Source organism: Acinetobacter higginsii, from assembly GCF_000369525.1.
Lineage (GTDB): Bacteria > Pseudomonadota > Gammaproteobacteria > Pseudomonadales > Moraxellaceae > Acinetobacter > Acinetobacter higginsii.
The window spans coordinates 353,084-371,984 of sequence record NZ_KB850073.1; the positions used below are offsets into that span (position 1 = coordinate 353,084).

Below are 18,901 nucleotides of genomic sequence, written 5' to 3' on the forward strand. Positions count from 1 at the left end.
ATTTTAAGGGGTCGTTTGATTTAAACGTTGATGTTTTTTTCGCAAGATGTACTCACCGAGGAATAATATCCCCATCAATAGGTAAGACACAAAGCCGTTATAAATGATCCAATATTTCATGGGTGCAAATACCGTTGCCAGTGCAATGATGGCGTTTATTGCAAAGAAGAAGCACCAAACCACAGTGACTTTCCGTGTCCATACTACACCAGAGGCTGGCAGATCAGGCTCAACCAGACGCGCAAAACGCTCAATCATGGACGGTGGTCGATACAGTGTCAGTGCAAAAATGATCAACGCACCAAGACTCATACCCACAGGATAAAGCTTGAGCCAAGCATGATCTTTTAAAATCAGGCTCAATCCACCACAAATAATGGCTAAACCAGTCAGTGGTAACATCAAATCTCTTTTGGCGCTCAGCAAGCGACTCACACCCAAAACGATCAGTAAAATACTGACCCAGATGAACTGTCCATGCGACAGGCTCCATCCAACAATAAAGGGGTACAACACAAAAAAAGTGATCAATCCCCCTCTAATGAGATGTCTCATTCAGCGGTCATGTTCTGAATGACAGCAACAACATCTTGTACGGTTCTGACTGCTTTAAAATCTTCAGGCTTGACTTGTTTACCAGTCAGTTCTTTAATTTTAACCACCAGATCGACAGCATCAATACTGTCTACATCGAGATCTTCATATAAATTGGAATCAAGTTGGATATCATCAGGTTCAATTTCGAATAAATCCTGCATCCACTCTCTTAACTTTGCCAGCACCTGTTCTTGAGTTAACATCGATCTACTCCTTAACCTGCTTGCTGAGCTTCAACCAAAGCCACTAAACTTTGAACTGATTTAAAATGTTGTTTGGTTTCATCTGATTCTGCATTCAAATGAATGTTATAGCGTTTTTTCAATGCCAAGCCCAACTCGAGCGCATCAATTGAGTCTAAGCCCAAACCCTCACCAAACAATGGTGCTTCAGTTTCAATATCACTGATGCCAATATCCTCAAGCGCGAGAACATCAATAATCATTTGCTTTAATTCATCAGCAAGATTGCTCATTTTTCGATAACTCATTATTAAAAATTTGATAAAAACCTTGATTCAACTGACGCACCTGTTTCGGTGATACGTCTGAATCTGCCAAGATATCTTGGACTTCAATTGCATCCAGTACCTTAATCTCGATATGAAAAGGCTGTGCGGGCACATGATACCATTTTTCATTTTTGGTTAAGGTCGAGGGTGTACATCTAATCAAAACTGGACGTACTGGCACATTGGCACGAATCGCAATATTTGCAGCGCCGCGTTGGAACTCATTCAGACATTCGCCTTTTTCGGTTCGCGTTCCTTCAGGAAAAATCAGTAATGAAGCTGCACCTTGCTGTTTTAATCGAAGCACACAGTCTTCAATAAACTGCTGCGAACCCGCATTTAAAATATAACCCGCACTACGTACTGGACCACGAGTAAACGGATTTGACCAAAGCGATTGCTTCACCACACAATTGGCCTGCTGCATCAATCCAATCATCACCACCACATCAATCAAGGTCGGATGATTGGCAATTACCAACTCTTGGCGGCTATGTTGCAGTTTTTCCAGCCCCTCGACTGAATAGGTCATGACGCCAAGTTTGACCATCATTTCAGTAAAGCCCTTAAAGCTGTAATGAATGACTTGCTGTGCACGTTGCTGACGTACAACTGGATTGCGGCTGCTTAAATGAACCAAGGGTGCCACAATGGTTGCAATCCCAACCCCACCGGCACCAAAACTGGCAAAGCTGAAACCTGTTGCTGCAACACGCCAAGCATAATTGGCTTTCTGTTTAATCTGATTCAGCTTTAACATTTTTTCCATCTCAACACAGATTGACCTACTTCTGCAGCCTGCCAAAACTGGTAAAAAGCTAAACTTTCTAATGATTCCGAGCCACTGAGCTGTAAAACTTCCAGATTGGGATTTTCTAAACTCACAACGGTCGCCAAAGCAAATGCGGGGAACTCAACCGTATCAGCATAAACACTCGGTAAAGCTTGATCATATGCCACCACTAACACACGTTGTGCGGTAGTTGTTGACTTTAAAATTGCATAAGCCTCAATCAATGCTTCCGTCCATTCACAGCTTAAACTTGTCGAGGGCGTCGCATCCTGACATAGAATCGAATACAAGCCTGCAATTGCATTATGAACTGAGGTTGAAAATTGTGTTGGAGATGGTGTTTGTTGTTGTAATACGTCTTGGAGAATATCCAAGGTTTTTTGTTCATCCCCAAATCGGGAAACCCATACAATATAATCAACATGTTGACCATTTAAGCTTGTCAAAGCACTGCTTAATGCCATTTTTGCCAATGCAGATAGACGGCGACGCTGCATGGCTGGAATAGCGTCCAACGCAGCATAGTTTTGCTGTGCATCAATCAACTGAGGCTGCGTTATATGGAGTTTCAACATGCAATGCACAATCCAATATGGTTTAAAAAATAATCAATTTGTAGAAATTTTGCGGTGGCATTATAGCACTGGTGCGAAATTTAACAAAAAATAATTCTTATTACATTTCAACAACTTATATTATTTATTTTAAATAAAACCCAAAGCCAAGCCAAACTAAACAAAAATATGCATTGTTTATATTAACTAATAAAAGAATAGCATCAAAAAAGCCCAAAGCAAACTTTGGGCTTTTATCATCAAGACCAGCTTAACGTTTGAATTTCTTTTCCGCTTTCTTGAACTTCTGAACATAGCGACGTTTACGTGCTGCTACACGCTCATCGACTTGAGATTTACGCCCCTCAAATGGATTATCCGATGTTTTGAAATCTACACGAACCGGCGTTCCTTCCAGTTTATAAACTTTACGGAACACATTCTCAAGATAACGACGATAATCCGCAGGTGTTTTGTCTACCTTGTTACCATGAATCACGATGGTTGGTGGGTTCTGTCCACCCATATGGGCATAACGCATTTTAATACGTTTACCACCAATCATCGGCGGTTGGTGCGCTTCAGTCGCATCATTCAAAATCTGAGTCAGTTTCGCAGGAGAAACTTTTAAATGTGATGAGTCATAAGCACGATGGATGGTTGGGTACATTTCACCTACGCCAGTGCCATGCAATGCCGAAATTAAATGAACTTTGGCCCAAGGAATAAAGTCAAAACGACGGTCTACATCCAACTTACATTGCTTGCGATCATACTCGGTCATGTTGTCCCATTTGTTGATCGCAATCACCATGGCACGACCAGCTTCAAGCGCATAACCAATCAAATGTAAATCTTGTTCGACCACCCCTTCACGGGCATCTAGTACCACCACAATCACATGCGCATCTTTAATGGCTTGTAAAGTTTTCACAATTGAGAATTTCTCAATCATTTCCTCTACTTTACCTTTACGGCGTACACCTGCTGTATCGATCAAAGTATATTGACGACCATCGCGCTCATAAGGAATATAAATTGAGTCACGTGTTGTACCCGGTTGGTCAAATGCAACAACACGGTCTTCACCCAACAGGCGGTTAACCAAGGTTGATTTACCGACGTTAGGACGACCAATAATGGCTAAGCGTAAACCTGTAGCTTTGTCATGTTCTTCTGGATTCTCATCTTCTGGAACCTCAGCCAAGACATCTTCGAGCATCTGTTGTACGCCACGTCCATGGCTCGCCGCAACTTGTAATGGCTCCCCCATACCAAGCTTATAAAACTCAACCAGAGCAGCTTCTGCATGTACACCATCTACTTTGTTGGCAACCAGATATACTTTCTTGCCTAAAGTACGAAGTTCACGAGCGATTTGCTCATCTGACGCCAAGAGGCCAGCACGCGCATCAACGACAAAAACAATGATGTCTGCTTCATGAATCGCAGTTTTCGACTGCTCGGCCATGTAAGAGTCGATACCACCTTCGTTCTCACCAATACCACCCGTATCGACAACAATGAACGATTTATTTTGATAAACCGCATCGCCGTATTTGCGGTCACGAGTTAAACCAGCGAAGTCAGCAACCAAAGCATCACGACTTTTGGTGATTTGGTTAAATAGCGTTGATTTTCCGACGTTTGGACGACCAATGAGCGCAATAACGGGTTTCATAGATTAACCTTAATTCAGACGAGCCATCGTTGATGACATCGTATCAGAAACAGTATGGAAGATTTTGGTGATCAAGTAATCACAATAAAAATTCGGGGTTTTGTTTAAACAAATACCCCGATCATTCTTTTATTAGCAATAGCTAATTGAGCATTTTACCACAAGCTAAGACAAAATTAACGATTCTGCCAAATGGTTAATGCACCTTTTCGTGTTGCGACATAAAGCTGATTGTCAATCACACGTAATGAGCGAACTTCACCACTGGTTTTTGCACGACCAATTAGCTTACCTGAGGCTGGATTAATCAGATGAATCACACCATCCAAATCACCCACAACAAGGTTTTGTCCTAGCATCACAGGATTGCTAAGCTTACGATTCAACAATTCTTCATTTTGCCAAACTAGCTCACCTGTTGCCAAGTTATATGCATTCAACTTGCCATCTGTGGTCGCAACGAAAACTTTATCATCCGCAACTTCAGCGCTATTGGTACTGCTCGCATCTTCGCTCCACACCACACGTTGTGTCGCAAGATCAGTCACGGTCACTTGACCTTGGAAGCTAGTCGTCACCAAATATTGACCTGAAACCACTGGATCACCCACAACATCCACTAGTCGCTGAATGTCAGAACGACCTTCACTGATCGCCACACGACGTTGGAAACGCGGTACACCACTGATGATATCCAAAGCATAAACATAGGCATTGGCAGAACCAATTAGCACAGTACGCTCATCTAAGCGAACAGGTGCTGGTTGACCACGCAAACTAAACTGAACATTCGGTAGCTTATACGCCCAAACCTGTTGTCCTGTCGCTGCATCATGCGCAAATACCGTACCATCATTGGCAATCGTAATCACACGACCTGACTGGATCAGAGACGGAGATAAAATGGCACCTGACAATTTTGCGGTCCACTTCTGTTCACCTGTGGCTTGGTCTAAAGCAAATAACTGACCTTTGCGATTACCGCTCACCACAATTCCCTCACCTGCTTCTACACCAGCAGTGAGTTCTTGTTTGGTAATTTTACTTTTCCAAAGACGCTGTTTACCTTTGTATGCAGAAACCTGACCATCTGGGTCAATCGCAAAAATCACGCCATTGTCTGTATCCAACTGCAAACGTAAAGCTTCCGCAGCATCAGTAGACGAGACACTTTGTGAAAACACAAGGTTTAAATTTTGTTCTTGCGTGATTTTTGGCAATGGATTCGGTTTTGCTTCTTTTACTTTATTGCTTGAACAACCAACGAGTAAAGCTGAAGCAATTGCAATTGCCAAAGGTAATTTTAGTTTATTCTGCATTAAGACTCATCCACTTTGGTATCTAAGATCGGGCGCTCAAACTCAGGATCATCTACTAAAACGCCAACACTTTCGAGTTTAATTTGTAAAAGCTGACGTTCTTGTTTACGCTCGAGTAGGTTATCCCATGCACTTTGATATGCTTTACGCGCAGATTCATTGTCTTTTTTCGCAACAAAAATATCACCGCGAAGTTCATCAGCAGTCGCCTTAAACGCAGGATCAGTCACGCTCGTTAAGGTTTTTAACGCTTCATCGTATTTGCTTTGCGCCAATTGCGCATCCGCTAAACGTAATTTAACAATTTGAACTAAACCAGCATCTTTAACTTTTGAAGTTTCAACTTTCTTCAAGGCTTTTTCAGCAGCAGCATAATCTTGCTTGTCATAAGCAAGTTTCGCCATGATAAATTGTGTTTGAATCGCTTGTGCTGAATCCGCATCATCTTTCACAATTTTATCCGCCGCTTCAGATAAGCTGGCAAAGGCATTTGGTTGACCTGATGCCGCTTTCGCTTCATCCATCAATTTCTGTACCTTTGCTGTTTGGTTCTGGGCTTCAGCAAGGTTTTTCTTTTGCCAATATTCCCATCCGAAAAAGGCAATCAAGGCAATGAGAATTCCGCTAATCATTGCAGAACCATATTTTTTGGCAAACGACTTTAACTGGTCGAGTTGTTCATCATCACTTAAACTCATGTGATTGTCCTTTTCCTAAATTGTGCAATTTATTGTTTAAATTTTTCGATAAAAAATGGCGTCAGTTCAGTTAAAGCCACTTGTGTCTGTTCAGCCGTTGCAAGCTCTTTCACCAATAACTGCTGAGATTCCCACTCACGCTCGCCCAAGATCACTGCATAGGTTGCACCTGATTGATCGGCCTTTTTCATTTGGCTTTTCATGCTACCTTGAGATCCAGTTTTTAAGCGGATTGAACTGTTCGCTGCTTCTAACTGGTCACGGATTTGTTCAGCCAAGACCAAGGCTTTGGCTTGATACGCCGGCTCAGCCAATAAAAACACTTCACAATCACGGACATCTTTGGTTTGCGCAACTTGCTCGACCAATAACAACAAACGCTCCATCCCCATGGCAAAACCAACCGCTGGTACAGACTGATCTGCTTTACCTTTGAGCTGTCCAACCAAGCCATCGTAGCGACCACCAGCACAAACCGTCCCTTGTGAACCCAACATGGTGGTGGTCCATTCAAATACCGTTTTGTTGTAGTAATCCAAACCACGAACGAGCTTTTGGTTAATCACAAACTCAACACCAGCATCCGTTAAGTATTGCTGTAATTGCTGAAAGTGATTAATTGAATCTTCTTTTAAGAAATCATGCAACTTCGGTGCATTTTCCAAAATCTTTTGCGTTGATTCAATTTTAGAATCCAAAATACGCAATGGATTCGTCGTTAAACGACGTTGCGAATCTTCATCCAACGCATCTTTGTGCTGGTTTAAGAACTCAACCAAAGCCGCACGATATTCTGCACGTTCATCACTTTCACCTAAAGTATTTAACTCTAAGCGAACATTCGCAGCCACACCCATACGTTTCCATAAACGTGCGGTCATTAAAATGATTTCAGCATCAATATCCGGCGTTGCGACACCAAAAGTTTCCACACCAAATTGATGGAATTGGCGATAACGACCTTTTTGTGGTTTTTCATAGCGGAACATAGGCCCGAGATACCATACACGCGGTGTCGCACCACGCAGTAAGTTATGCTCTAACATCGCACGCACACAACCTGCCGTTCCTTCAGGACGCAAGGTCAGTGATTCTGGCGGTGTACCTTTGTCGAAAAAGGTATACATTTCTTTTTCAACAATATCAGTCGCATCACCAATGGCACGCTTGAATAGACCTGTTTGCTCAACGATTGGCAAACGGATTTGTTGATAACCATATGCATCCATTAACGATGCAAGTTGTTGTTCCAGACTTCTCCAAGCCGCAGTTTGCGTTGGAAGGGTGTCATTAAAACCTTTGATAGCGACGATTGAACTCATGATGAACTACGAATAATGACTTTAGATTTTGCTTCTTCAAGCTCTTGAACACGTTGACGAACCATTGTTTCAATTTCATCAACCAGCTGATTTGTATCAATTAAATGGCTCTTTTCACCATTTCGATAGACCAGTGAACGAGGTGATGCACCTACAATCCCGATATCCGCTTCTTTGGCTTCACCTGGACCATTCACTTTACACCCGATCACAGACAAATCCATCGGGGTACGAATATCTTCTAAACGCTCTTCCAAGGCCTGCATCACTTGAATCACATTGAATTCCTGACGCGAACAGCTTGGACAAGCAATAAAGTTAATCCCGTTTGAGCGCAAGCCCAATGATTTTAAAATATCAAAACCGATTTTAATTTCATCTTCTGGTTCAGCTGCAAGCGAGATGCGCATGGTATCGCCAATGCCTTCCATCAACAGTCCACCCAGTGCGATGGCTGATTTCACCGTACCAGTACGGTAAATCCCTGCCTCAGTGACACCAAGGTGTAACGGATTATCGATCTGTTGAGACAGCAAGCGATAAGCATCCATGGTCAGGAACACATTCGATGCTTTGACACTGACTTTAAACTCATGGAAATCTAAACGGTCCAGAATATCGATATGACGCATTGCCGATTCAAGTAAGGCCTGCCCTGTTGGCTCACCATATTTCACTTGTAAGTCTTTTTCCAGAGACCCAGCATTGACCCCAATACGAATCGAAATACCATGGTGTTTCGCTGCAGCGACCACTTCACGCACTTTCTGATCCGAACCGATATTACCCGGATTGATACGTAAACAGTCTGCGCCATAATCCGCAACCGCTAAAGCAATACGATGATCAAAATGAATATCTGCCACCAAAGGTACAGAAACGCGCTTACGAATCGCGCCAAACGCCTCTGCTGCTTCCATCGACGGTACTGAAACACGCATGATATCTGCACCTGCATCTGCACAGCGCTGGATTTGCGCCACAGTTGCATCCACATCACAGGTTTCAGTATTGGTCATACTTTGAACACTGATCGGGGCATCACCACCGACATACACTGAACCAACACGGATTTTTCGTGTTGGACGGCGTTTAATTGGATTCACAATCATCGTATAGCTCTACTCTTTGGCATTAACGAGACAAACGGAATTCTGCTTTTCCATTGACTGTATATGGAGACAAGGAGATTTGCTCCTGATTTAAAGTCAATGCGACTGCGGTCGCGTCATCTAAACGAATTTGAAATGGCGATTCGCCACTTAAAGTCAAAGTCGATGCTTGACGACCTGTTGCCAATACTTTACCTGTTGCATCGACAATATGCACAGAAGTTGGTCGATTAAAATTCAACACCAATTGGTCACCAGATGTTGCAGTGGTGGTATTCCCCATTGGCAAAATCTGAACATCCGAATTTTTGATCTTCGGTACATCATCTTCATCTTTATGGCTTGATGTCCAATTCTGCACCGCCATAACCGCCAACCATGCTAAGACTGCAACAGCCGCAACGATTGCAATACGTTTTAACCAGATACGGTTACGCACGCTTTTCGAACCTGATAATTTCCCCATAATTTTAATCGGAGAATTATTCAAGGCATGGCTAGCTTTCAGTCCAGTATCATTAACATAGATTTCATCAAAACGCTGAATGATCGCACTAGCATCTGCATTTAAATGCTTTGCATAAGCTCGATAATAACCTTTGATAAAAGTTGCTTCAGGTAATGATTTATAATCATCTTGCTCTAATGCTGTCAATGTTTTGACAGGCATATTCAATACGTTTGCAATCTCTTCAATTTCTTTCTTTTGTGCAATACGAATTTGACGCAAATACTCACCAGGTCGTTGAATATTTCCTAAGGTTGACGATGGCGAGGTTGAGCCAGTTGGCTGATGTGAATTTGGATTTATTTCCATACGGCCTCAGTACTGTACTGTAATTGCAAATAACGTTGATATTCTGGACTATCAGGAAATAGCGCACGTAGCTGATTGACTAACACTTGCATTCCTAATTGATCCGCATTCGCTCGAGCAATGCGTAGACCAATCCAAAGTGCCCGAGCACCTTGGTTTTTCTGTCCCACGTTACGAACATATTGTTCGTATAGTTGCGACGCATCTCTATTATTTTGTTGCAAATAGAAAATTTCCGCCAACTCTAACATTGAAATGGTTGCATTTCGATTCGCTTGTAGCGCTTGTTTGAATGATTTTTCAGCATTCGCAACATCGCCCAATTTCAAATAGATTCGTCCTAGGTTTTCCAACGACTGAAAACGCTGTTCATACCCTAAGGTTGCACCCGCACGAGTAAATTGCTCAATGGCATCATTATAGCGTTGCTCTTGATACAAATATGTACCGTAATTATTACGCGCTTGAGCATTATCAGGTTCTGAGGAAATTGCACGCTTAAAATAAGCTTCTGCTTTTTCCATATTGGTCTTGCTACCTTCTTGTTGCAGCAAAATCCCCATCATCATATTGGCATTGGCATCACGTGAATCAACCTTTAGGGCTTGGTCCAGCGAACGCTTAGCTGCGTCTAAATCACGATTGCGAATATATTCAGCTGCAAGTTGGGTCCGGACTTGCACTGCTTTTTCTGGATCTTTTTTTAATGTTGAAGATGTTGATTGACATGCTGTTAAGCCAAGTAAAGTAAACACAACAGCTGTCGCAATAATCGTTTTTGGTCGAGTGGTATTCAACGCCTTTTCCCCAAGTATTATCCTTGTGTGCGCAAAATTTCTTGTTGTTGCGCCACTTTCTTTTTCCATTGTTCAGCACGACGAGTACGGTCAGCAACCTGTCCTACCAATTGTCCACACGCAGCATCAATATCATCACCACGTGTCTGACGAATCGTACACACAAATCCAGCATCCGACAAAGTTTTTTGGAAGGCAATAATTCGGTTACGACTCGAGCGACCATACGGCGCATGCGGGAACGGATTAAATGGAATAAGATTGATCTTACTCGGTAAATTTTTTAACAGTTTTAATAATTGTTGTGCGTGCTCAGGCTTATCATTGACACCATCGAGCATCACATATTCGATGGTGACATGACGACGTGAGCTTTCATTACCATCTTTAGCGAGATAACGTTGGCAAGCCGCAATTAACTGTTGTAATGGATATTTTTTATTGATTGGAACAAGTTCGTTACGCAATTCATCATTTGGCGCGTGTAATGAAATTGCCAAAGCGACATCGATATCTTGCGCCAGTTGATCAATTTTCGGGACGACACCTGACGTCGATAAGGTCACACGGCGTTTTGACATACCATATGCAAAATCATCTAGCATAAGCTGCATAGAACTGAGTACAGCATCATAATTGAGTAAAGGCTCGCCCATACCCATCATCACCACATTGGTCACCGTACGTTCACGTTCGGCCACAGGCACCTCTTCCATATAGGAATAGTTCGCCATCCATAACTGACCAATGATTTCAGCTGGGGTTAAATCACGTTGAAAACCTTGCTTACCTGTTGAACAGAATGAACAATCCAATGCACAGCCCACTTGTGATGAAATACACAAGGTCTTACGCGCACCTGTTTTATCTTCCGCAGGAATCAATACGGTTTCAACCAAAGAACCTTCACCATCTCCTACACGGAACACCCACTTCCGAGTTCCATCTTTCGAATAGTTACGATGTACCACATCAGGTGCTTTAATTTCACAAATCTTTTCGAGTTTCTCTCGTAATTTGCCTGAGATATTGCTCATCTCAGCAAAATCAGTCACAAAATATTGATGAATCCATTTCATGACCTGACCTGCACGAAATTTCTTTTCGCCTAAGTCTTCGAAGAATTTTTCTAATTCAGCTCGAGACATGCCAAGTAAATTTACTTTTTTCTCGGCAGCATGAACGACAGGCGTAGAAACAGACTGTTGTTTTTCATCTAAATTTTCTGATGAAACGACCACTGCAGAACTCATGTATATTTACCTAAACAATATCGACGCTAAAAAATGCTGTGCATTATTCGCACAACACAAGCTATAAGAAATAAAAAACCAGATAAGTAGTATACCACTTATCTGGTCTGAATACTTTGGATTAACGAGTGCGTGGGCAAATCTCGTTATCAGCAAAGAAGTAAGCGATTTCACGCTCAGCAGAAGCAACTGAGTCAGAACCGTGAGCAGCGTTTTCGTCGATGCTTACAGCGAAGTCAGCGCGGATTGTCCCAGGAGCAGCTTCTTTAGGGTTTGTAGCGCCTAAAATTTCGCGGTGAGCAAGAACTGCATTTTCGCCTTCAAGAACTGAAACAACCACTGGACCAGAAGTCATGAATGCAACTAAGTCAGCAAAGAAACCACGTTCTTTGTGCTCAGCATAGAAACCTTCAGCATCAGCTTGAGAAAGGTGTTTCATTTTAGTTGCAACAATTTTCAAACCTGATTTTTCGAAACGAGCAAAGATGTCGCCGATGTGGTTTTTAGATACTGCATCTGGTTTTACGATAGATAAAGTACGTTCAATCGCCATGATTGACTCCTATTATGGTTTAAACTAAAAAATTTGCCGCATTATACCGATGTCATCGCTAATAATCAGCTTGAATATGCAAAACTTAAGCGTTTTCTGACGAATTTTTAACGAACTTCATCCAGCCATGCCATTTGAATGGCTTCAAGCAAACCTTCAGTTGACTTATTTGGGTCATCACTAAAGTCAGGCAAAGCACAAACCCATGCATGCAAATCGGTAAAACGAATCCATTGTGGATCTACATCTGGGTGCGCTTCGGTGAGTTCAATCGCAATATCAATCGTATCTGTCCAACGTAAGCCCATATGACAACCTAAATAAATGAGTGTAATTGAGCGTACTTTAACAAATCATACAAATTAAGAGATAGTGTTCTGTCGCTAAATTCGAGATAAAACACCTTACAAAGCGATATTGGCAGTTGGCGCGAACAAGATAATCCCACTGGCAACCGATGCACCAATCATCGCACCCACAATCACATCACTTGGATAATGCAAACCGAGTACCATTCGAGATAAGGCAACCAAAATCGTGAATGGCAGCATTAACAGCAATAGTAGAGGTTGAATATAACCCAAAGTGATGGTCACCATCACTGCATGCAAAGTGTGACCTGATGGAAAACTAAAATGATCGAGTGGTCGCTCACCCAACACAATCACCTGATGCACCTGATAGGGTCTTGGGCGGGTGGTTTTATTTTTTAAAAACTTATAGATCAAGGTTCCAACAGAACCTGCTGCAATCACATACAATAGTTGCAGACCGTATGCCAAACCTTGCATTGCCCATACAGACAACAACATGACATACCAAAATGGCCCATCACCCAAACGACTGATCGTTTTAAAAAATAAAGCGATCCGTTGTGACTGAGAGAGATGATTGAGGTAGACACACCCTTTTAAATCTAAATCAAGTATTTTTATTTTTGCATTTTGAAGATTCATACGATTTCTCCTCTTTTTGAGAGTAGCTTAAGTCGCGGTCATGGGAGACTCCTCACGACTTGATACAATGCTTGTTCTAATTGTTGTACTGGGAACTGCCAGCTACTTTGCTGTACACTTTCACTGGCCAATAAGCCCATTTGTCGTAATTGCGGCAAGGCAGGTAATTGGCAAATCGATTGAATAAGATGATCTGTTTGCCCCAATGGACTCAACCAACCAGTGACATTCGGTTGTACATGCTGATGGGCACAGACATAATCATAAGCCACCACCGCTAAGCCGCTGGCAATTGCTTCTAAGACCACATTTCCAAACGTATCGGCTTGGCTGGCAAAGGCAAACACATCGGCACTGGCATAAGCGGCTGAGAGATCACGACCACTCAGACTGCCCATAAAGATAATGTCATCCGATTGTGCCATCTTGCCTAGACGGGCACGATCTGGACCATCACCAACAATCACAAACTTACTATTTTTACCTTGTTGAGCCTGTAATGCATGAAAGCTTTTAATCAGCACATCGACTTCTTTTTCTGGTGATAAACGTCCGACATACAACATCACTCGGGTATCGGTATCGGCACCCCATTGTTGGCGCAGTTGTTGTGAACGATGTTTGGCCGAGAATTTTTCGGTATCCACACCACGTCCGACCACCACCAATGGGCAAGTCACACCGAAACCACGTAAAGCTTGTTCGGTATATTGACTTGGCACACAAGTCACATCGGTACTGTTATGAAACCACGTTAAATAGCGCTGAATCGGCTTAACCAAGAAAGCCAAGTCAAAGAAGCGGCTAAAATCATGAAAGGCTGAGTGAAAACCACTGGAGACTGCGATTTTTCTTGATTTTGCTGCTTGTAAGGCGGTCAACCCCAAAGGTCCTTCTGTCACAATATGCACCACATCTGGAGCAAATTTTTCAAAGGCTTTGGACACTTTAATATATTGCGGCCAACCAAACTGAATACTTGGATATTTCGGAATCGGTTGAGACATGACCAGACATTCTTGTTCTGGATAAAATTCGGTACAGACTGCTTTTTGGGTTGGTCGTACCAATAAAATTTTATGCCCTAGTCGCTGTAAACCTTGACACAATTGCATCATCGACAGCGCCACACCATTGATTTCGGGTGGCCATGTTTCGGTTACAATGGCGATTCGGAGACGAGGACGAACCAGATCACGAAGCTCAGACAATTCATCTTGTTTATTTTTGGGTTGTTTCCTTTTAAAGTAAAATTTAAAATTTTCAGGAAACTCTTGCTTGAATAGAGATGTCGCGTATGTACTCTGCATATCGCCATCCATTTGTGTCGTTATTTTCATGCTTTCAGCTTAAAAGCATTTTTTGACACTTTAATGATCAGTGTATGACAGTTTTTTGACAGTCTTAAAATAAAAAATGCCCGAGTTCAGTATGAAAATGGGCATTTAAAAGAGATCACGGACTGATCAAGCTAAAGGATTATCCACTGCAAAAAGTTGCTGATCCTCTAAACGGAACGCCATCAATTGCTGTCCCCAAACACAGCCACCATCGACATTTTGAATTTGAGGACTAATGGTCCTGCCCTGCAAAGCCGCCCAATGTCCAAAAATCAACTGATGGGTCTGTGCTGCCTGACTTTCAAACTCAAACCATGGTTGGAAATCCTCAGGCATCGGTGCATCGAGCGCATCTTTAAAATCAAACTCTAAACGGCCTGTTGCATCAGTTAAACGCATCCGCGTCAGATAATTGGTAATACAGCGTAAGCGTGCCATACCCGTCAGCTCATCAGACCATAGATCAGGTTGTGAACCATACATCTCGGTAAGAAAACTATCTAAAACCGAAAGATCGTCATGCCCCACCACTTTCTGTACTTCTTGTGCCAATGCCACCGTTTTTTCGGCATTCCAGATACACGGCACACCTGCATGAGTAATCAAAGTCTGTGCATTTGGAGATAGGCTTAACGGCTGTTTACGCAGCCAATCAATCAGCTCATCACCATCAATGGCATCAATCACTTCTTGAGTGTGATCTTTGTCTTTGGCCTTTTTAAAACCACGGGCGCAGGCAATCAAGGTCAAGTCGTGATTACCCAACACCGTTGCGGCAGCACCACGGTCAGCCAGCTTTTTAATAAAGCGTAAAGCACCTACCGAGTTTTCACCACGTGCAACCAGATCACCCGCAAACCATAAAAAGTCTTGGTCTGGATCAAAGCGGATTTCTTTTAGTAATGCTTTCAGTGCTTCAAAACAGCCTTGCACATCACCAATGACATAGTTATAGCGTTTAGACATCGACATCAAGACACCATCTGATCAGAAAGTGCGACAAAATCAGCCAAACTCAATGTTTCTGGACGTGCCATCGGATCAACGCCTGCTTTTTCAAAGCCGTCTTCTGCCAACATCCCTTTTAAACTATTACGTAGGGTTTTACGGCGCTGGGTAAAGACATGCCCAACCAAACGCGCCAAAGCTTTCTCATCCTTTGCCACGATTGGCTTGGTTTCGTATGGCTCTAAACGGAAAACTGCCGATGTGACTTTTGGCGGTGGATTAAATGATCCCGGTGGTACTTCAAATAAGAAGGTTGGCTTGCAGTAATACTGAATCATCACCGATAAACGACCATATTCTTTGGTGTTTGGTGTTGCCGTAATACGATCAACCACTTCTTTCTGCAACATGAAATGCATGTCTTTGACTTTGTCACCGAACTCCAAGAGATGGAACAACAGTGGTGTTGAAATATTATAGGGTAAGTTCCCTACTACGCGCAGTGGACGGCCGTCTTGAAACAGTTGTGTGAAGTCGTATTTCAACGCATCGGCTTCAATAATGGTCAAACGCTCAGGATGTGGCACACGACCCGGCAAACCCGCGGCCAAATCACGATCCAGCTCAACTACGGTCAACGCATCACATTCGCCAATTAAAGGTGAAGTCAATGCCGCCAAACCCGGTCCGATTTCGACAATATTTTCGCCCGCACGCGGATTCACTGAGCGTACAATTTTGGCAATCACACGTTGATCATGTAAGAAGTTTTGACCAAAACGTTTTCGAGCCTGATGCCCTTCATCTTTAGGGTTTAGGGCATTAATTTGATACATAATAATTCCAACGTGAATAATTTACTCGTTAATCACTGACGAGCTAAATCAAGTGCTAAATCCACTGCAACATGCAAACTCGATGCTTTTGCCTGTCCAGTGCCTGCAAGAGAAAGTGCTGTGCCATGATCGACCGAAGTCCGAATAAATGGCAAGCCTAATGTAATGTTAACTGCTTCACCAAAGCCTTGTGATTTTAACACAGGTAGACCTTGATCGTGATACATCGCCAGAACAGCATCGGCATCTTTTAGATTTTCTGGGGTAAATAAGGTATCCGCAGGTAAACTGAGACTCATGCTAATCCCCTGTGCGCGATAGGTTTCTAACACAGGATTAATCACTTCGATTTCTTCTCGACCCAAATAGCCATCTTCACCGGCATGCGGATTCAGACCACAGACCAAAATACGTGGTGCAGCGATTTTAAATTTTGTTTTTAAATCATGAATCAAAATATCAATCACTTGCTGCAAACGCTCTGTGGTAATGGCATCAGGCACATCACGCAAGGCTAAGTGTGTCGTCGCTAAGGCAACTCTTAATGTTTTCGTTGCCAGCATCATCACCACACGATCAATACCTGCAAACTCTTGGTAATATTCGGTATGCCCACTAAACGTGATGCCTGCCTCATTAATAATCGACTTCTGAACTGGGGCTGTTGCCACACCAACACTCTGTCCTGACATCGCATAATCGGCTGAACGGCGTAGCTGTTCCAACACATAAGCCGCATTGGCTGAATCTAATTGTCCCAACACAACAGGTTTAGCTAAAGGCACATGTTCAACAAAAAGTTGTCCCTGAAAACTAGATTCAGCCTGTCCTTGATAAGCAATCAGTTCAACATCAATACCTAAAAGATTGGCGCGTTGCTGCAACATTTGCATATCAGCCAAAATAACAATGGGCCGTTCATCTACACGCTCTGCCAAACTCAGACAGATGTCTGGGCCAATTCCTGCAGGTTCGCCTGAAGTGACATATAAAGGGAGCATAAGTATCGCCAATCTTTTTGATTACCTCTAGTGTAACCAAAATCTAAAACGAGCTATAGCCCTTCATTTTTTATAATTTACTTTACTTCGGGATTTGTTGTCGCTTTGGGTAAGTTTTGTGGCACTAGATTCGAAGGTACAAACTCGACCTTGCGTGTCCAAGGATTAATCTTGGGCTGTACTTTCTTCTCAGCCTGTACGATCACTGCTTCTTCTTTTTTCTCAGGGACTGCTACAGCACTCGCGGATTTATCTGCCAATAGGTTGCTAACAGTTTCTTTCTTTTCAGCCACTTGTACAACTTGAGTCTCTTTCTTCTCCACAGGCGTTGGCGCAACCACTACACTGACTGGGCGTATATATGGTGCTGCGATTGATCCTTGTTTGACAACCGTTTGTGTGGTTGGTTGCTGAACAGGCTGTGCCGTTGTATTGGTCGCTTGCCCTTGTAAATTCATCTGATCGACAGGAATCTCAATCGCTTTCATTTCTGCAGTAACAGCCATCGAAGGGTCAACATGATCGTTGCCACGACTTTCCAGCACCTCAAGCTTACGACTGGTGCCCTCTTTGGGCTGAAATTCTGAATAATTGGTGACGCTGGTCTGATCTACCCATTTATAAAGTCGTCGTGCATTGGTTTGTGTTGAACAAACGCCAATTAATAATGTGACTACAACAATTTTTGTAGAAAACGACAACTTCATCAAATTCCCCGAGAGAAGAGGTAAATACTTCTATTTATTTCAAATAATTGGAATAAAAATGATAGGGTAAATCTAGCCCCCTCACAAGACAAATAATGTGCTATTTCATTCAGCGTGCGTTAATTCCCAAACCAGTCACATTGCAGCAAATTCTGGCATTCCCGGCTAATTTTTCTTGTGTAGTTTTATAAACTCATGTAGAATTCGGTCTCCTTTTGTTTGGACAGATTTCATCGTCCAAACCAACTATAATAGGTAGTGGTTTAAATGAAAACTCTCAGCGCTAAGCCAGCTGAAGTTCAACACGACTGGTATGTTGTTGATGCTTCTGGCAAAACTTTAGGTCGCCTTGCGACTGAAATCGCTCGTCGTTTACGCGGTAAGCACAAAACTTCTTATACTCCTCACGTTGACACTGGCGATTATATCGTTGTGATCAATGCTGAACATGTTCAAGTGACTGGTAACAAATCACTTGATAAGAAATACTATCGCCATACTGGTTTCCCTGGTGGTATCCGTGAGACTAACTTCGAGAAGTTAATTGCTCACAAACCTGAAGCAGTTTTAGAAAAAGCTGTTAAAGGTATGTTACCAAAAGGTCCTCTTGGTTATGCAATGATCAAAAAAATGAAAGTGTACGCTGGTACTGAGCATCCTCATACTGCTCAACAGCCACAAGTTTTGGACATCTAAGGGATACAGCACATGGCTACTAATTATGGTACAGGTCGCCGTAAGACCGCAACTGCACGTGTTTTCTTATCAGCTGGTACAGGTAAACTCGTAATTAACAACCGTACGCTTGAGCAATATTTCGGTCGTGAAACTGCTCGTATGGTTGTGCGTCAGCCTTTAGAGCTTTTAGAAGTTACTGAAAAATTTGACCTTTACATCACTGTTAAAGGTGGTGGTATCGGTGGTCAAGCAGGCGCTATCCGTCACGGTATTACTCGTGCATTGATCGCTGCTGACGAAAACTTAAAACCTGCTCTTCGTCAAGCTGGTTTCGTTACTCGTGATGCTCGTGAAGTTGAACGTAAGAAACTTGGTTTACGTAAAGCTCGTAAACGTCCTCAATTCTCTAAACGTTAATCGTTTTACGA

General features: G+C 42.7%; 23 protein-coding genes. 2 read left to right on the forward strand and 21 right to left on the reverse strand.

Annotated features, from left to right (window positions below):
• Positions 1–3: 3 nt before the first annotated feature.
• The 21 genes from F902_RS20185 to F902_RS20285 form a co-directional block, all read right to left on the reverse strand.
• Positions 4–555, reverse strand: coding sequence for a COG4648 family protein (locus tag F902_RS20185; protein ID WP_005206339.1), 552 nt, complete (start codon positions 553–555; stop codon positions 4–6).
• Positions 552–800 carry an acyl carrier protein gene (locus tag F902_RS20190; protein ID WP_004802664.1) on the reverse strand — a complete coding sequence of 83 codons (249 nt, stop codon included), beginning with the start codon at positions 798–800 and terminating at the stop codon, positions 552–554. Before F902_RS20190 ends, F902_RS20185 begins: the two co-directional genes overlap by 4 nt.
• 11 nt (positions 801–811) lie before the next feature.
• Positions 812–1,072 (reverse strand): phosphopantetheine-binding protein, encoded by a 261-nt coding sequence (locus F902_RS20195; protein ID WP_005206340.1) that lies wholly within the window; start codon positions 1,070–1,072, stop codon positions 812–814.
• On the reverse strand, positions 1,056–1,877 hold the full coding sequence (locus F902_RS20200) for a lysophospholipid acyltransferase family protein (protein ID WP_085942831.1): 822 nt from the start codon (positions 1,875–1,877) through the stop codon (positions 1,056–1,058). The genes F902_RS20195 and F902_RS20200 overlap by 17 nt, the downstream gene beginning before the upstream one ends.
• A complete protein-coding gene (locus F902_RS20205) occupies positions 1,862–2,476 on the reverse strand; it encodes a beta-ketoacyl synthase chain length factor (RefSeq protein WP_005206342.1) in 615 nt (204 codons plus the stop codon). The genes F902_RS20200 and F902_RS20205 overlap by 16 nt, the downstream gene beginning before the upstream one ends.
• 250 nt (positions 2,477–2,726) lie before the next feature.
• A complete protein-coding gene (der, locus tag F902_RS20210) occupies positions 2,727–4,136 on the reverse strand; it encodes a ribosome biogenesis GTPase Der (protein ID WP_004802653.1) in 1,410 nt (469 codons plus the stop codon).
• Positions 4,137–4,312: 176 nt separating this feature from the next.
• Positions 4,313–5,455 carry an outer membrane protein assembly factor BamB gene (gene bamB / locus F902_RS20215; protein WP_004802651.1) on the reverse strand — a complete coding sequence of 381 codons (1,143 nt, stop codon included), beginning with the start codon at positions 5,453–5,455 and terminating at the stop codon, positions 4,313–4,315.
• Complete coding sequence (locus tag F902_RS20220; RefSeq protein ID WP_004802650.1) at positions 5,455–6,153, reverse strand: YfgM family protein; 699 nt, start codon at positions 6,151–6,153, stop codon at positions 5,455–5,457. Before F902_RS20220 ends, bamB begins: the two co-directional genes overlap by 1 nt.
• Positions 6,154–6,182: 29 nt before the next feature.
• Positions 6,183–7,475 carry a histidine--tRNA ligase gene (hisS, locus tag F902_RS20225; RefSeq protein ID WP_005206344.1) on the reverse strand — a complete coding sequence of 431 codons (1,293 nt, stop codon included), beginning with the start codon at positions 7,473–7,475 and terminating at the stop codon, positions 6,183–6,185.
• Positions 7,472–8,587 carry a flavodoxin-dependent (E)-4-hydroxy-3-methylbut-2-enyl-diphosphate synthase gene (ispG, locus tag F902_RS20230; RefSeq protein ID WP_004802647.1) on the reverse strand — a complete coding sequence of 372 codons (1,116 nt, stop codon included), beginning with the start codon at positions 8,585–8,587 and terminating at the stop codon, positions 7,472–7,474. Before ispG ends, hisS begins: the two co-directional genes overlap by 4 nt.
• Positions 8,588–8,609: 22 nt before the next feature.
• On the reverse strand, positions 8,610–9,404 hold the full coding sequence (locus tag F902_RS20235; protein WP_004802646.1) for a helix-turn-helix domain-containing protein: 795 nt from the start codon (positions 9,402–9,404) through the stop codon (positions 8,610–8,612).
• Positions 9,395–10,201, reverse strand: a complete 807-nt coding sequence (gene pilW / locus F902_RS20240; RefSeq protein WP_004802644.1) for a type IV pilus biogenesis/stability protein PilW — start codon at positions 10,199–10,201, stop codon at positions 9,395–9,397. Before pilW ends, F902_RS20235 begins: the two co-directional genes overlap by 10 nt.
• A 17-nt stretch (positions 10,202–10,218) precedes the next feature.
• A complete protein-coding gene (rlmN, locus tag F902_RS20245; protein WP_005206346.1) occupies positions 10,219–11,454 on the reverse strand; it encodes a dual-specificity RNA methyltransferase RlmN in 1,236 nt (411 codons plus the stop codon).
• Positions 11,455–11,575: 121 nt separating this feature from the next.
• A complete protein-coding gene (gene ndk, locus F902_RS20250) occupies positions 11,576–12,007 on the reverse strand; it encodes a nucleoside-diphosphate kinase (RefSeq protein WP_004652531.1) in 432 nt (143 codons plus the stop codon).
• A gap of 107 nt (positions 12,008–12,114) precedes the next feature.
• Positions 12,115–12,315: a Fe-S cluster assembly protein IscX gene (gene iscX, locus F902_RS20255; protein ID WP_004652532.1), complete on the reverse strand. Its 201-nt coding sequence runs from the start codon at positions 12,313–12,315 to the stop codon at positions 12,115–12,117.
• Between the two features lie 96 nt (positions 12,316–12,411).
• Positions 12,412–12,963, reverse strand: coding sequence for a phosphatase PAP2 family protein (locus tag F902_RS20260; RefSeq protein WP_005206348.1), 552 nt, complete (start codon positions 12,961–12,963; stop codon positions 12,412–12,414).
• A 38-nt stretch (positions 12,964–13,001) separates the two neighbouring features.
• Complete coding sequence (locus tag F902_RS20265; RefSeq protein ID WP_005206350.1) at positions 13,002–14,273, reverse strand: glycosyltransferase family 4 protein; 1,272 nt, start codon at positions 14,271–14,273, stop codon at positions 13,002–13,004.
• A gap of 156 nt (positions 14,274–14,429) precedes the next feature.
• Positions 14,430–15,269 (reverse strand): symmetrical bis(5'-nucleosyl)-tetraphosphatase, encoded by an 840-nt coding sequence (locus F902_RS20270; RefSeq protein ID WP_026057561.1) that lies wholly within the window; start codon positions 15,267–15,269, stop codon positions 14,430–14,432.
• A gap of 5 nt (positions 15,270–15,274) precedes the next feature.
• A complete protein-coding gene (gene rsmA / locus F902_RS20275; protein ID WP_005206352.1) occupies positions 15,275–16,087 on the reverse strand; it encodes a 16S rRNA (adenine(1518)-N(6)/adenine(1519)-N(6))-dimethyltransferase RsmA in 813 nt (270 codons plus the stop codon).
• A gap of 32 nt (positions 16,088–16,119) precedes the next feature.
• Positions 16,120–17,088: a 4-hydroxythreonine-4-phosphate dehydrogenase PdxA gene (gene pdxA / locus F902_RS20280; protein WP_005206353.1), complete on the reverse strand. Its 969-nt coding sequence runs from the start codon at positions 17,086–17,088 to the stop codon at positions 16,120–16,122.
• 77 nt (positions 17,089–17,165) lie between these two features.
• Positions 17,166–17,795 (reverse strand): hypothetical protein, encoded by a 630-nt coding sequence (locus F902_RS20285; RefSeq protein ID WP_005206354.1) that lies wholly within the window; start codon positions 17,793–17,795, stop codon positions 17,166–17,168.
• Positions 17,796–18,062: 267 nt separating this feature from the next.
• Here F902_RS20285 and rplM point away from each other — a divergent pair, with 267 nt between their 5' ends.
• Positions 18,063–18,491, forward strand: a complete 429-nt coding sequence (rplM, locus tag F902_RS20290) for a 50S ribosomal protein L13 (RefSeq protein ID WP_004652543.1) — start codon at positions 18,063–18,065, stop codon at positions 18,489–18,491.
• 12 nt (positions 18,492–18,503) lie between these two features.
• The gene (gene rpsI / locus F902_RS20295) at positions 18,504–18,890 is read left to right on the forward strand and encodes a 30S ribosomal protein S9 (RefSeq protein ID WP_004775642.1); all 387 of its coding nucleotides are present in this window, start codon (positions 18,504–18,506) and stop codon (positions 18,888–18,890) included.
• Positions 18,891–18,901: the final 11 nt, after the last annotated feature.

What these genes read in the sequence shown, in the direction of transcription:
- ndk (WP_004652531.1), bottom strand. Translation starts at nt 12,007, where the DNA reads ATGGCGATTGAACGTACTTTATCTATCGTAAAACCAGATGCAGTATCT.
- F902_RS20260 (WP_005206348.1), bottom strand. Translation starts at nt 12,963, where the DNA reads ATGAATCTTCAAAATGCAAAAATAAAAATACTTGATTTAGATTTAAAA.
- F902_RS20265 (WP_005206350.1), bottom strand. Translation starts at nt 14,273, where the DNA reads ATGCAGAGTACATACGCGACATCTCTATTCAAGCAAGAGTTTCCTGAA.
- iscX (WP_004652532.1), bottom strand. Translation starts at nt 12,315, where the DNA reads ATGGGCTTACGTTGGACAGATACGATTGATATTGCGATTGAACTCACC.
- rpsI (WP_004775642.1), top strand. Translation starts at nt 18,504, where the DNA reads ATGGCTACTAATTATGGTACAGGTCGCCGTAAGACCGCAACTGCACGT.
- F902_RS20270 (WP_026057561.1), bottom strand. Translation starts at nt 15,269, where the DNA reads ATGTCTAAACGCTATAACTATGTCATTGGTGATGTGCAAGGCTGTTTT.
- F902_RS20285 (WP_005206354.1), bottom strand. Translation starts at nt 17,795, where the DNA reads ATGAAGTTGTCGTTTTCTACAAAAATTGTTGTAGTCACATTATTAATT.
- F902_RS20205 (WP_005206342.1), bottom strand. Translation starts at nt 2,476, where the DNA reads ATGTTGAAACTCCATATAACGCAGCCTCAGTTGATTGATGCACAGCAA.
- hisS (WP_005206344.1), bottom strand. Translation starts at nt 7,475, where the DNA reads ATGAGTTCAATCGTCGCTATCAAAGGTTTTAATGACACCCTTCCAACG.
- F902_RS20195 (WP_005206340.1), bottom strand. Translation starts at nt 1,072, where the DNA reads ATGAGCAATCTTGCTGATGAATTAAAGCAAATGATTATTGATGTTCTC.
- der (WP_004802653.1), bottom strand. Translation starts at nt 4,136, where the DNA reads ATGAAACCCGTTATTGCGCTCATTGGTCGTCCAAACGTCGGAAAATCA.
- rplM (WP_004652543.1), top strand. Translation starts at nt 18,063, where the DNA reads ATGAAAACTCTCAGCGCTAAGCCAGCTGAAGTTCAACACGACTGGTAT.
- rlmN (WP_005206346.1), bottom strand. Translation starts at nt 11,454, where the DNA reads ATGAGTTCTGCAGTGGTCGTTTCATCAGAAAATTTAGATGAAAAACAA.
- F902_RS20190 (WP_004802664.1), bottom strand. Translation starts at nt 800, where the DNA reads ATGTTAACTCAAGAACAGGTGCTGGCAAAGTTAAGAGAGTGGATGCAG.
- pdxA (WP_005206353.1), bottom strand. Translation starts at nt 17,088, where the DNA reads ATGCTCCCTTTATATGTCACTTCAGGCGAACCTGCAGGAATTGGCCCA.
- F902_RS20220 (WP_004802650.1), bottom strand. Translation starts at nt 6,153, where the DNA reads ATGAGTTTAAGTGATGATGAACAACTCGACCAGTTAAAGTCGTTTGCC.
- ispG (WP_004802647.1), bottom strand. Translation starts at nt 8,587, where the DNA reads ATGATTGTGAATCCAATTAAACGCCGTCCAACACGAAAAATCCGTGTT.
- rsmA (WP_005206352.1), bottom strand. Translation starts at nt 16,087, where the DNA reads ATGTATCAAATTAATGCCCTAAACCCTAAAGATGAAGGGCATCAGGCT.
- bamB (WP_004802651.1), bottom strand. Translation starts at nt 5,455, where the DNA reads ATGCAGAATAAACTAAAATTACCTTTGGCAATTGCAATTGCTTCAGCT.
- F902_RS20185 (WP_005206339.1), bottom strand. Translation starts at nt 555, where the DNA reads ATGAGACATCTCATTAGAGGGGGATTGATCACTTTTTTTGTGTTGTAC.
- F902_RS20200 (WP_085942831.1), bottom strand. Translation starts at nt 1,877, where the DNA reads ATGGAAAAAATGTTAAAGCTGAATCAGATTAAACAGAAAGCCAATTAT.
- F902_RS20235 (WP_004802646.1), bottom strand. Translation starts at nt 9,404, where the DNA reads ATGGAAATAAATCCAAATTCACATCAGCCAACTGGCTCAACCTCGCCA.